At 45.0% G+C, this 11,540-nt stretch carries 13 protein-coding genes and 2 tRNA genes; 14 read left to right on the top strand and 1 reads right to left on the bottom strand.

From position 1 onward, the window contains the following. Positions 1 to 54 precede the first annotated feature (54 nt). Both QWZ05_RS09970 and QWZ05_RS09965 read left to right on the top strand, forming a co-directional pair. Positions 55 to 131 (top strand) — tRNA-Asp (locus tag QWZ05_RS09970). 101 nt (positions 132 to 232) lie between these two features. Next, a tRNA-Trp gene (locus QWZ05_RS09965) sits at positions 233 to 309 on the top strand. Between the two features lie 355 nt (positions 310 to 664). Here the strand turns inward: QWZ05_RS09965 and suhB are convergent. Next, a complete protein-coding gene (gene suhB / locus QWZ05_RS09960; RefSeq protein ID WP_264874837.1) occupies positions 665 to 1,468 on the bottom strand; it encodes an inositol-1-monophosphatase in 804 nt (267 codons plus the stop codon). A gap of 175 nt (positions 1,469 to 1,643) precedes the next feature. On the opposite strand from suhB, the gene trmJ reads away from it, so the two are divergent. From trmJ to rlmN, 12 genes are all read left to right on the top strand, one after another. Next, positions 1,644 to 2,381, top strand: a complete 738-nt coding sequence (gene trmJ / locus QWZ05_RS09955) for a tRNA (cytosine(32)/uridine(32)-2'-O)-methyltransferase TrmJ (RefSeq protein WP_264874838.1) — start codon at positions 1,644 to 1,646, stop codon at positions 2,379 to 2,381. Positions 2,382 to 2,487: 106 nt separating this feature from the next. After that, positions 2,488 to 2,994 carry a Fe-S cluster assembly transcriptional regulator IscR gene (gene iscR, locus QWZ05_RS09950; protein WP_264874839.1) on the top strand — a complete coding sequence of 169 codons (507 nt, stop codon included), beginning with the start codon at positions 2,488 to 2,490 and terminating at the stop codon, positions 2,992 to 2,994. 27 nt (positions 2,995 to 3,021) lie between these two features. Continuing rightward, the gene (locus QWZ05_RS09945; protein ID WP_264874840.1) at positions 3,022 to 4,236 is read left to right on the top strand and encodes an IscS subfamily cysteine desulfurase; all 1,215 of its coding nucleotides are present in this window, start codon (positions 3,022 to 3,024) and stop codon (positions 4,234 to 4,236) included. Positions 4,237 to 4,289: 53 nt separating this feature from the next. Further along, on the top strand, positions 4,290 to 4,673 hold the full coding sequence (iscU, locus tag QWZ05_RS09940) for a Fe-S cluster assembly scaffold IscU (RefSeq protein WP_164647464.1): 384 nt from the start codon (positions 4,290 to 4,292) through the stop codon (positions 4,671 to 4,673). Positions 4,674 to 4,731: 58 nt separating this feature from the next. Continuing rightward, the gene (gene iscA / locus QWZ05_RS09935; protein ID WP_264874841.1) at positions 4,732 to 5,055 is read left to right on the top strand and encodes an iron-sulfur cluster assembly protein IscA; all 324 of its coding nucleotides are present in this window, start codon (positions 4,732 to 4,734) and stop codon (positions 5,053 to 5,055) included. 59 nt (positions 5,056 to 5,114) lie between these two features. Beyond that, positions 5,115 to 5,630: a co-chaperone HscB gene (hscB, locus tag QWZ05_RS09930; RefSeq protein WP_264874842.1), complete on the top strand. Its 516-nt coding sequence runs from the start codon at positions 5,115 to 5,117 to the stop codon at positions 5,628 to 5,630. Positions 5,631 to 5,646: 16 nt separating this feature from the next. Then, positions 5,647 to 7,500: a Fe-S protein assembly chaperone HscA gene (gene hscA / locus QWZ05_RS09925; RefSeq protein ID WP_290298237.1), complete on the top strand. Its 1,854-nt coding sequence runs from the start codon at positions 5,647 to 5,649 to the stop codon at positions 7,498 to 7,500. A 12-nt stretch (positions 7,501 to 7,512) separates the two neighbouring features. Further along, positions 7,513 to 7,851, top strand: coding sequence for an ISC system 2Fe-2S type ferredoxin (fdx, locus tag QWZ05_RS09920; RefSeq protein ID WP_264874845.1), 339 nt, complete (start codon positions 7,513 to 7,515; stop codon positions 7,849 to 7,851). 46 nt (positions 7,852 to 7,897) lie between these two features. Then, positions 7,898 to 8,092 carry a Fe-S cluster assembly protein IscX gene (iscX, locus tag QWZ05_RS09915; RefSeq protein WP_264874846.1) on the top strand — a complete coding sequence of 65 codons (195 nt, stop codon included), beginning with the start codon at positions 7,898 to 7,900 and terminating at the stop codon, positions 8,090 to 8,092. A gap of 140 nt (positions 8,093 to 8,232) precedes the next feature. After that, complete coding sequence (gene pepB / locus QWZ05_RS09910; RefSeq protein WP_290298235.1) at positions 8,233 to 9,528, top strand: aminopeptidase PepB; 1,296 nt, start codon at positions 8,233 to 8,235, stop codon at positions 9,526 to 9,528. 33 nt (positions 9,529 to 9,561) lie between these two features. Further along, on the top strand, positions 9,562 to 9,990 hold the full coding sequence (gene ndk, locus QWZ05_RS09905) for a nucleoside-diphosphate kinase (RefSeq protein WP_290298232.1): 429 nt from the start codon (positions 9,562 to 9,564) through the stop codon (positions 9,988 to 9,990). A 165-nt stretch (positions 9,991 to 10,155) separates the two neighbouring features. Further along, positions 10,156 to 11,280 (top strand): dual-specificity RNA methyltransferase RlmN, encoded by a 1,125-nt coding sequence (gene rlmN / locus QWZ05_RS09900; protein WP_264874849.1) that lies wholly within the window; start codon positions 10,156 to 10,158, stop codon positions 11,278 to 11,280. The last annotated feature ends 260 nt before the right edge of the window (positions 11,281 to 11,540 follow it).

Raw genomic sequence — 11,540 nt, 5'->3', positions numbered from 1 at the left:
TGAACATTATCTGTTTAAAGCACGTTTTAGATAAGACTTTAAATAGACCACTGCGGAGTGGTAGTTCAGTTGGTTAGAATACCGGCCTGTCACGCCGGGGGTCGCGGGTTCGAGTCCCGTCCACTCCGCCACTTATTTGAAGGTTTCGACCTTCGGTCGAATGAGTCCCGCTTGAGCGCAAGCCCGGCCATTCCGCCACTTATCAGAGAGTCGTCTCAATAAAAACGAAGATAGGGGTGTAGCTCCAATTGGCAGAGCAGCGGATTCCAAATCCGCGTGTTGGGAGTTCGAATCTCTCCACCCCTGCCATATATCAAAGCCTCGTCGAAAGACGGGGCTTTTTTGTATCTATCGCTTCTTCAAAGTAGAACTAGCCGTCTACGTGGTACGCCAGCCCGGTCGAATCTATATCTTTCTAAGACTGTAATCTTCAAACTCGTTTAATCTGTTGTCCGTAAACATTATCTACGCATTTGCTTGAACAATTTCGCATGCCTTCAAAATCAAGCCCAACATAGTGCCGTAGCAACATCGATGGATGTGCGACCGAGCGCGTTAGCTATTGAGACCAGCTAGATTAGCTATTGGATAGCGAATAATAATTTTTAACACGCATAAAAAAACCTCGCCGAAGCGAGGTTTAATATTTTTAACGAGAAACGAATTACTTAAGAAGACCTTCGTTGCTGTTTTCACGGATGTGTTTGATGATGCCTTTCACGCCACGTGCACTTGCAGCGACAACGTTGCCAGACTTCATGTATTCAGTGCCGCCTGCAAAATCAGTAACGATAGCACCAGCTTCACGTGCAATCAGCTCACCTGCAGCGATATCCCATGGTTTTAGACCAATTTCAAAGTAGCCATCCACACGGTTTGCAGCAACGTAACATAGGTCAAGAGCCGCAGAGCCTGTACGACGGAAGTCTGAACAATCTACAAATAGAGAAGATAGGATCTTTAGGTAAGACTCGCTGTGCTGCTTTTGCTTGAATGGGAAACCAGTCGCAAGAACAGTACCTTGAAGGTCTTTTAGCTGCTTAACACGGATGCGAGTATTATTTAGCTGTGCACCAGCACCACGTTGTGCAGTGAACAGTTCATTACGGATTGGATCGTAAACACAAGCTACTTCAGTTTTACCGTTTAGGCGAACTGCGATAGATACAGAGAAATGTGGTAGACCTTTTACAAAGTTAGTCGTGCCATCCAGAGGGTCAATGATCCACTGTGCATCTTTGTCTTTGCCTTCAATAAGACCGTTTTCTTCAGCAACGATAGAGTGATCAGGGTACGAGTTTTTGATCGTATCGATGATGATTGCTTCTGCTTCTTGGTCTACATTAGTTACGAAGTCGTTCGTACCTTTTAGTGTCGACTCAATTTTGTCAGCATTTTCTAGTGATTTAGCGATATGGTTACCTGCTTTTCGTGCAGCACGAATAGCAATATTAAGCATAGGATGCATAGATATCTTCCCAACGGATGTTAAAGAACAAAAAACGCGACGAGTATATCAGTTATTTCTATAAATGGAAGTGGTTATTTTTTGTTCTTTCTGAGTGTTGGTTTTAAATCGGTATGACGTGCTTCTTATTAATATGATAACATTCTGCGTCCATTTTAAAGGGTAAATCATCAACATGTTAGACCGCGTTAAAATCGTACTGGTAGGTACATCTCATGCAGGCAATATAGGCTCTGCGGCTCGAGCAATGAAGGTTATGGGATTATCTAACCTTGTACTTGTCGACCCCCAGTGTGAGCGAGATGGTCAAACGACCGCACTCGCTGCGGGCGCAAGCGATGTAGCGATGAATGCCCAGGTGGTTGACACGGTTGAACAAGCGGTAGCAGATTGCTCTTTGGTTATTGGTACCAGTGCTCGTTCGCGTACACTTGATTGGCCTATGGTTGAGCCAAGGGAGTGCGGAGAAAAGCTGGTTGAAGCGTTGTCACTAGAACAGTCTGGTAGTGTCGCAGTTGTGTTTGGTCGAGAACGTACCGGCTTGACAAATGAAGAGCTGCAAAAGTGCCAGTACCATCTGACTATTCCTGCAAATCCTGAGTACAGTTCTCTGAATCTTGCGATGGCGGTACAGACTGTATCATATGAGATTCGTATGGCTTACCTAGCGATGGAACAGAGCCAGTATGAGCCATCGCCTCAGGAAGCGTACCCTCGCTATGAACAGCTAGAACAATTCTATTCACACCTTGAAAAAGTCTTGTACGATACCCACTTTATTGAGAGAGACAAACCGCAGAAGGTGATGGACAAGTTACGTCGTCTGTTTACCCGTGCTCGTCCAGAATCTCAAGAGCTGAACATCTTACGTGGTGTTTTAACTGCAATAGAGAAAGCAAAGAATTTTAAATAGTTAGGTTGAAAATAATACCTGACTATTTTAGTCAAATAAATACTTGACCATTTTAGTCAGGTATGAAAAACTCCTTACCACATAAACAGTGTGGAAAGGATGAATTATGAGATTAACATCGAAAGGACGATATGCAGTGACAGCCATGCTCGATGTGGCTCTTCATTCACAGCAGAACCCCGTTCCTTTGGCTGATATTTCAGAGCGACAAGGGATTTCGCTTTCGTACCTAGAGCAACTATTTTCTAAATTAAGAAAAGCGGGCTTGGTCGCGAGTGTGAGAGGTCCGGGTGGTGGATATCGCCTTGGAGCTGAAGCAAATACAATATCAATTGGTACCGTGATCTCTGCTGTTGATGAGTCTGTAGATGCGACTAAATGCAACGGTAAGGGAGATTGTCAGGGCGGAACACGCTGTCTGACACACACGTTATGGAGAGACCTGAGTGCTCGAATCTCAGACTTCCTTAACAACATTACGTTAGGTCAATTGATGAAGGACAACGAAGTCCTAGAGATCTCTGATAAGCAAGATATCGATCTTGTACTAAATCATAGCCTTACACACAGTGGCTCGAGCTTATCTTCAATTGGCGTTGACGTTCGCTCATAGTGGCAAGGTATTACACTGGAGAAAATAATGAAACTGCCTATTTATCTTGATTACTCAGCAACTTGCCCAGTCGATCCGCGAGTTGCAGAAAAAATGGTTCAGTATATGACGATGGACGGGACGTTTGGTAACCCAGCATCACGTTCGCATCGTTACGGTTGGCAAGCTGAAGAAGCGGTTGATAACGCTCGTGAGCAAATTGCCGATCTTCTTAACGCAGACCCACGTGAAATCGTATTCACCTCGGGAGCAACTGAGTCAGACAACTTAGCAATCAAGGGTGCAGCACATTTCTACTCAAAGAAAGGCAAGCACGTTATTACTGTCAAAACCGAGCACAAAGCGGTTCTAGACCCTTGTCGTCAACTTGAGCGTGAAGGCTTTGAAGTGACTTACCTTGAGCCAGAATCAAATGGTATTGTCGACTTAAACAAGCTTGAAGCTGCGATGCGCGAAGACACAGTTTTAGTGTCAATTATGCACGTTAACAATGAAATTGGTGTTGTTCAAGACATCGCATCTATTGGTGAGCTTTGTCGCTCACGTAAGATTATCTTCCATGTCGATGCGGCTCAGTCGGCGGGCAAACTACCAATCGATGTGCAGGAAATGAAAGTGGATCTAATTTCACTATCTGCGCACAAGGCATACGGACCAAAAGGTATCGGTGCACTTTACGTACGTCGTAAGCCTCGTATTCGTCTTGAAGCTCAAATGCACGGTGGTGGCCACGAGCGTGGTTTCCGTTCTGGAACTCTACCTACGCATCAAATTGTGGGTATGGGCGAAGCATTCCGTGTTGCTAAAGAAGACCTGCAGAAAGATTTCGATCATGCAATGGCTCTACGTAACCGTCTGCTAGACGGTGTAAAAGACCTTGAAGCGGTTACCGTAAATGGTGATCTCGAGCAGCGTGTACCCCACAATTTAAACGTAAGCTTTGCTTTCGTTGAGGGTGAGTCGCTTCTTATGTCGTTAAAAGACCTAGCGGTTTCTTCGGGTAGTGCATGTACATCAGCAAGTCTTGAACCATCGTATGTATTGCGTGCTTTAGGTTTAGATGACGAGTTAGCACACAGCTCGGTTCGTTTCTCGTTCGGTCGCTTTACAACCGAAGAAGAAGTGGACTACGCAATTGAACAGATTCGTACTGCAGTCACTAAACTGCGCGACATGTCTCCTCTATGGGATATGTACAAAGAAGGGATTGATTTGAGCACGGTTGAGTGGGCACACCACTAATCAGTTGTTCATCATTCCAAAGGATTGATATAGAGGATTCGAGGTAAATTATTATGGCATATAGCGAAAAAGTAATTGATCACTATGAAAACCCACGTAACGTAGGTTCTTTCGATAAAGAAGATCCAAACGTTGGTAGTGGCATGGTAGGTGCACCAGCTTGTGGTGACGTAATGAAGCTTCAGATCAAGGTAACGCCGGAAGGCATTATTGAAGATGCGAAGTTTAAAACGTATGGTTGTGGTAGTGCGATTGCGTCTAGCTCGCTTGTTACAGAGTGGGTAAAAGGTAAGTCAATCGATGAAGCTGCCGCAATCAAGAATGCAGAAATCGCTGAAGAGCTAGAGCTTCCTCCAGTGAAGGTTCACTGCTCTATTTTGGCTGAAGATGCGATCAAAGCAGCCGTTGCTGACTACAAAAAGAAGCACGACCAATAATTAAGTGGCGAGCGTAAGCTCGCCGATAAAGAAATTAAATTGAAAACCAGGGTGTAGTATGGCCATTTCATTAACAGATTCCGCAGCAAGCCGAGTTCGAGCTTTCCTAGATAGTCGAGGCAAAGGCGTTGGTCTTCGTCTAGGGGTAAAGACAACCGGGTGTTCGGGCATGGCCTACGTACTTGAGTTTGTTGATGAACTCAATGAAGAAGACGAAGTCTTCGAGCACGCTGGTGTAAAAGTAATTATTGATCAGAAGAGTTTGGTGTATCTTGATGGTACTGAACTTGATTACGTTAAACAGGGCCTAAACGAAGGTTTTGAATTCAACAACCCAAATGCGAAAGGTGAGTGTGGTTGTGGTGAGAGCTTTAACGTCTAATTAATGATTTAAGCGGAGTGAGTATCTCCGCTGTTCAAAGACCAAGGACTGAACTCTGAATGAACTACTTTGAATTATTTGGGCTACCAAACCAGTTCACACTGGATGGTAGCCTTCTTTCTTCTCAATTCCGTGAACTACAAAAACGATTTCACCCTGACAATTATGCCAGCGCCTCTGAAAGAGATCGTTTATTAGCTGTTCAAAAGGCGTCTGAAATCAATGATGCTTATCAAACGCTTAAACAGCCTATCTCACGCGCGGAATACATATTGTCTCTCAATGATCTTGAGTTAAAAGGCGAGCAGCAGACGTTGCAAGATCCAATGTTCTTGATGGAGCAGATGGAATTGAGAGAAGAGCTAGAGCATATATCTGCGAGCCCTGATGGTGCTGATGACTTATTCGACTTTGACCGTAAAGTCAGCAAAATGTATAAGCAGCATATATCGCAACTTGAAACGCTATTAAATGAGCAATTATGGTCTGAAGCGGCAGATGTTGTTCGTAAACTCAAATTCATAGCAAAACTCAAGTCAGAAATTGAACGAGTAGAAGACCACTTGCTCGACTAGTTACAAAGGATCTCCAATGGCATTACTTCAAATAGCAGAACCGGGTCAAAGCTCGGCACCGCATGAGCATAAACTAGCTGCAGGTATTGATTTAGGGACAACTAACTCTTTAGTTGCTTCTGTCCGCAGTGGCAGTGTCGTGACGCTAAATGACTCAGCAGGCAGAAGCATTCTTCCTTCTATCGTCAACTATTCTGGTGCTCAACCCGAAGTAGGGTATAAGGCGAAAGATCTTGCTGAAACAGATCCTGAAAATACGATCATCTCAGTGAAGCGCCTAATCGGCCGCTCTCTAAAAGACATCAACCAACGTTATCCATCACTGCCGTACCGCTTTAAAGCGAGTGATAATGGCCTACCCGTTCTCGATACACAAACTGGTGATAAAAACCCGATAGAAGTCTCTGCTGACATCTTAAAGGCACTTGGTCAGCGTGCAGAAGAAACGCTGGGTGGTGAATTGGCTGGTGTTGTGATTACCGTTCCTGCTTATTTTGATGATGCGCAGCGTGCGGGTACTAAAGATGCGGCTAAGTTAGCGGGGTTGCATGTACTTCGCCTTCTAAATGAGCCTACTGCTGCAGCTATCGCTTACGGCTTAGACTCCGGTCAAGAGGGAATCATTGCGGTTTATGACCTTGGTGGCGGTACGTTTGATGTCTCTATCTTGCGTTTGTCTAAAGGTGTATTTGAAGTGCTGGCGACGGGTGGTGATTCTGCGCTAGGTGGTGATGACTTTGATCACTTGCTAGCTGAACACCTGGTTGAGCAATCTGGTGTTACCACACCGCTAAGTGCAGAACAAAACCGTGTGGTATTGAACATTGCTACAGCGACGAAGATCGCTTTCTCTGAGCAAGAAGCTGTTGACGTCGAAGTGTTTGGTTGGAAAGGACAAGTGACTCGCGATGAGTTTGAAGCACTTATTCAGCCATTGGTTAAGAAGACACTCTTATCATGCCGACGAGCATTGAAAGATGCAGATGTCGATGCTGATGATGTCTTAGAAGTTGTGATGGTCGGTGGCTCAACCAGAACCCGCCTAGTACGTGAAATGGTGGGTGACTTTTTTGAACGTCCGCCACTAACCAGTATTAACCCAGATGAAGTGGTGGCTATTGGTGCGGGAATTCAAGCCGATATTCTGGCGGGTAACAAGCCTGACTCAGAAATGCTGCTTCTTGATGTTATCCCACTCTCTTTAGGTATCGAAACCATGGGTGGGTTGGTAGAAAAGATCGTGCCGCGCAACACCACGATTCCAGTTGCTCGAGCTCAAGAGTTCACTACATTTAAAGACGGCCAAACAGCGATGTCAGTTCATATCGTTCAAGGTGAACGTGAAATGGTTGATGACTGCCGCTCTTTAGCACGTTTTTCTTTGAAAGGTATCCCTCCAATGGCTGCGGGTGCAGCGCACATTCGAGTGACCTATCAAGTTGATGCCGATGGCCTACTGTCTGTGACAGCAATGGAAAAGAGCACTGGGGTTCAATCAGAGATTCAAGTTAAGCCATCTTACGGACTGAGTGACGATGAAGTCGCTAATATGCTTCGCGATTCGATGACATATGCCAAAGAAGATATGCAAGCTAGAACATTAGCCGAGCAGCGTGTAGAGGCTGATCGTGTCATAGAAGGTTTGGTATCGGCTTTGCAGGCTGATGGCGATGAACTGCTTTCACAGCAAGAGCAGCAACAGTTGTTGGCTGTAATTGAGCAGCTAATTGCGCTGCGCAATGGTGACAATGCCGATGCGATTGAGCAAGGAATTAAAGAGACGGACAAGGCAAGCCAAGAGTTTGCTTCGCGTCGAATGGACAAATCTATCCGAGCTGCCCTATCAGGTCAGTCAGTTGATGATATTTAAGAGATAAACGTTATGCCTAAGATTATTGTTTTACCACATGAAGACCTTTGCCCTGAAGGCGCTGTATTGGAAGCGGATACTGGTGAGACGGTTTTGGATGTTGCACTAAAAAATGGTATCGGTATTGAGCATGCATGTGAAAAGTCATGTGCTTGCACCACGTGTCACGTTATTGTGCGAGAAGGCTTTGATTCCCTTGAAGAGAGCGAAGAGCTAGAAGACGATATGTTGGATAAAGCCTGGGGTTTAGAACCAGAATCTCGCCTCGGTTGTCAGGCTAAAATTGCTGACGAGGATCTTGTTGTTGAGATCCCTAAGTACACGCTAAACCATGCGTCGGAAGACCATTAATCGACCGATTGATTCTTTAGTGATTGAATGAGTGAAGGATGATGATATGAAATGGACTGATTCACGAGATATCGCAATTGAGCTTTGTGACCTATTTCCCGAGACGGATCCTAAAACTGTGCGTTTTACCGATTTGCGTCAGTGGATAATGGAACTGGAAGAGTTTGATGATGACCCAAATCACTGTAATGAAAAAATTTTAGAGGCTGTCATTTTGTGTTGGATGGATGAATTCGACTAGAAATGGTGCCTTGAGCCATAAAAGCGAGCCTGAGTGCTCGCTTTTTTTATCTAATTGACACTTAAGCGGTACATAATGCTAACATCCCAAGGCAAAACGAAAAATAGCAGCGTAATGAGGCTGCAAGACAAGGAGAGACTATGTCTAACCAGATGTTAGTTCAATTAAGCCAAGCACCTGCTGCAAAGCAGTGGGGTGACAAGGCAATCATTTCATTTACGGAAGACGCAACCATCATCCATCAAGATCAAACCCACGATCTTGGTGTTATTCAACGTGCCGCACGCAAGCTCGACAGCCAAGGCATCCGTTCTGTATCACTGCAAGGTGAAGGGTGGGATCTTGAGTCAGTATGGGCTTTTCATCTAGGGTATGAGAACCCTAAAAAGACCAATACGTTAGAATGGCAACCGTTAAACGAAGCTGACCAGCATGAGCTTGAGGCTCGTGTTAACGCCACCACTTTTGTTCGCGATATCATCAACAAGCCAGCAGAAGAAGTTGCACCACGCCAATTGGCTTCGATGGCTGCAGAATACATTAAGTCTGTTGCTCCGAAAGGTACAGTGACCGCGAAAATAGTCAAAGATAAGGATCTGTTGGCTGAAAATTGGCAAGGTATTTTTGCGGTTGGTCGTGGCTCTGAACGCACATCGGCAATGCTACAGTTAGATTTCAACCCAACGGGTGACGAGAATGCACCTGTGTTTGCTTGTCTAGTTGGTAAAGGCATCACGTTTGACTCTGGCGGTTACAGTATCAAGCCTTCTAACTTCATGACAGCGATGAAATCGGATATGGGTGGTGCTGGCACCATCACCGGTGGTCTTGGGCTTGCCATTCAACGTGGCTTAAATAAGCGCGTTAAGCTCATTTTATGTTGTGCAGAGAACATGATCTCAGGTCGTGCTCTTAAGCTAGGCGATATCATTACCTACAAAAATGGTAAAACTGTCGAGATCATGAACACTGATGCCGAAGGTCGTTTGGTATTGGCTGATGGCCTGATTTACGCGAGTGAGCAGAAACCAGAGCTAATTATCGACTGTGCAACGCTAACGGGTGCTGCAAAAAATGCCCTAGGAAATGATTACCATGCGTTGATGAGTTTCGATGATGAGCTCTCTCATCAAGCGCTAACCGCTGCAAGAGAAGAGAAAGAAGGTTTGTGGCCTCTTCCTCTCGCTGACTTCCACCGTGGAATGTTGCCATCTAGCTTTGCTGATCTTTCAAATATCGCAAGTGGTGACTATGTACCAGGGGCAAGTACAGCTGCCGCGTTCCTGTCTTACTTTGTTGATGATTACAAAAAAGGTTGGTTGCACTTTGATTGCGCAGCAACTTATCGTAAGTCACCAACAGACAAGTGGTCAGCGGGCGCAACCGGTGTTGGTGTGCGAACACTGGCGCGTGTGTTAACTGACGCAGCAAAATAAGAAGTAAAAACAGAACAGTCAAAGGGAAAATTTATGGCCTTAGAAAGAACATTTTCTATCATTAAACCGGATGCCGTGAAGCGTGATTTGATCGGTGAGATTTATCACCGCATTGAAAAAGCGGGTCTAAAGATCGTAGCAGCGAAAATGCTTCACCTAAATGAAGACCAAGCAAGCGGTTTCTACGCAGAGCATGAAGGCAAACCATTCTTCGAAGATTTGAAAGCCTTTATGACATCAGGCCCTATTATGGTTCAGGTGCTAGAAGGTGAAGATGCAATTTGCCGTTATCGTGAGCTGATGGGAAAAACTAACCCAGAAGAAGCGGCCTGTGGCACCATTCGCGCGGATTACGCGTTAAGCATGCGCCATAACTCAGTACACGGGTCTGATAGTCCAGAATCTGCAGCACGTGAGATTGAGTTCTTTTTCCCAAGCGCAGAGATTTACCCGCGCAACTAAGACGACCTGTCTTCAAGCCTCAAGCTTAGCTTGGGGCTTTCTTTATGTTCCCTTATATAGCTAATCAATGACTTACCGTGTGATTAAAGCCTAAGACTTGTTGAAGTCGCATAAAGGCTGTACAATTCGCGCCCTTATTTCGTGTTCTGTCATTTGAGAGGCCATATGACCACAGAAAAAATCAATCTACTCGATTTTGATCGCAAGGCAATGCGAGCATTCTTCGCGGATGAACTAGGCGAGAAAGCGTTTCGTGCTGACCAAGTGATGAAGTGGATTTACCATTTTGGTATCGATGACTTCGATAAAATGACGAACATTAACAAGAAACTGCGCGAGAAGCTTCATCAGAAATGTGAAGTGATTGCTCCCGTGGTTTCTGATGCGCAGCATTCAGCCGATGGTACCATCAAGTGGGCGATGCGTGTCGGTGGTCAGGATGTTGAGACGGTTTATATACCAGAAGATGACCGCGCAACCCTCTGTGTATCTTCACAGGTAGGCTGTGCGCTTGAGTGTAAGTTCTGCTCAACGGCTCAGCAGGGTTTTAACCGTAACCTAAAAGTCTCTGAAATCATTGGTCAGGTTTGGCGTGCTGCACGTGAAGTTGGCTTAGAAAAAGAGACTGGGCGTCGTCCAGTCACCAACGTCGTGATGATGGGTATGGGTGAGCCTCTGCTTAACATGAAGAATTTGATCCCTTCGCTTGAAATTATGCTTGATGATCTTGGCTTTGGTTTGTCTAAACGCCGTGTGACGGTATCAACCTCTGGCGTAGTATCAGGTCTAGATCAGATGGCGGGTCAGATTGATGTGGCTTTGGCAATTTCATTGCACGCACCAAACGATGAGCTTCGCAGCTCAATCATGCCAATCAATGATCGTTGGGATATCCAAGACTTCTTAGCATCGGTTCGCCGTTATATCGCTACTTCAAATGCAAACCGCGGAAAAGTGACGATTGAGTATGTGTTGCTTGATCATGTTAACGATGACATGGACCATGCTCGTGAACTGGCAGAACTTCTAAAAGATACGCCTTGTAAGATTAACTTGATCCCGTTCAACCCATATCCAGGTTCGCCATATAAGAAACCAAGTAACTCTCGTATTGATCGCTTCCAAAAGACACTGATGCAATATGATCATACCGTTACTGTGCGTAAAACTCGCGGTGATGATATTGACGCTGCATGTGGGCAGTTAGTCGGTGATGTGATTGATAGAACTAAGCGTACTCAAATTAATCGAGTGGCCAAAGGCGAAACGATTGATGTGAAAAGCATGTAACGCAATCGCTATATAATTGAAAAACCAGGTCAAAAGACCTGGTTTTTCACATTATGATGGCTAAAAAATGTCAGTTTTCTGAAAAAACATTGATGAGTAGTCAATTTCTGCCCGCAAGTCATGTTGTTTCATGACTAATATCTATTAGAATGAAATAGATAATTGTAAGTTTATTCAACCGCAGTCTCGTCTATTGGCTATTTTGTAACTTAACGCGGTTATACTGACTAAAGCACACTCTCTGTTCGGGTCACGAAAAA

Origin of the sequence: Vibrio agarivorans, assembly GCF_030409635.1 — a bacterium.
In the GTDB taxonomy this organism is placed as follows: Bacteria; Pseudomonadota; Gammaproteobacteria; order Enterobacterales; family Vibrionaceae; genus Vibrio; species Vibrio agarivorans.
The sequence above is the reverse complement of the archived record's forward strand: the minus strand, read 5'-3'. Positions and strand labels throughout refer to the sequence as shown.

Excerpts from the sequence above, each read along its gene's own strand:
- rlmN (WP_264874849.1), top strand. The coding sequence starts at position 10,156 with ATGACCACAGAAAAAATCAATCTACTCGATTTTGATCGCAAGGCAATG.
- iscA (WP_264874841.1), top strand. The coding sequence starts at position 4,732 with ATGGCCATTTCATTAACAGATTCCGCAGCAAGCCGAGTTCGAGCTTTC.
- pepB (WP_290298235.1), top strand. The coding sequence starts at position 8,233 with ATGTCTAACCAGATGTTAGTTCAATTAAGCCAAGCACCTGCTGCAAAG.
- ndk (WP_290298232.1), top strand. The coding sequence starts at position 9,562 with ATGGCCTTAGAAAGAACATTTTCTATCATTAAACCGGATGCCGTGAAG.
- hscA (WP_290298237.1), top strand. The coding sequence starts at position 5,647 with ATGGCATTACTTCAAATAGCAGAACCGGGTCAAAGCTCGGCACCGCAT.
- fdx (WP_264874845.1), top strand. The coding sequence starts at position 7,513 with ATGCCTAAGATTATTGTTTTACCACATGAAGACCTTTGCCCTGAAGGC.
- iscU (WP_164647464.1), top strand. The coding sequence starts at position 4,290 with ATGGCATATAGCGAAAAAGTAATTGATCACTATGAAAACCCACGTAAC.
- suhB (WP_264874837.1), bottom strand. The coding sequence starts at position 1,468 with ATGCATCCTATGCTTAATATTGCTATTCGTGCTGCACGAAAAGCAGGT.
- iscX (WP_264874846.1), top strand. The coding sequence starts at position 7,898 with ATGAAATGGACTGATTCACGAGATATCGCAATTGAGCTTTGTGACCTA.
- hscB (WP_264874842.1), top strand. The coding sequence starts at position 5,115 with ATGAACTACTTTGAATTATTTGGGCTACCAAACCAGTTCACACTGGAT.
- iscR (WP_264874839.1), top strand. The coding sequence starts at position 2,488 with ATGAGATTAACATCGAAAGGACGATATGCAGTGACAGCCATGCTCGAT.
- QWZ05_RS09945 (WP_264874840.1), top strand. The coding sequence starts at position 3,022 with ATGAAACTGCCTATTTATCTTGATTACTCAGCAACTTGCCCAGTCGAT.
- trmJ (WP_264874838.1), top strand. The coding sequence starts at position 1,644 with ATGTTAGACCGCGTTAAAATCGTACTGGTAGGTACATCTCATGCAGGC.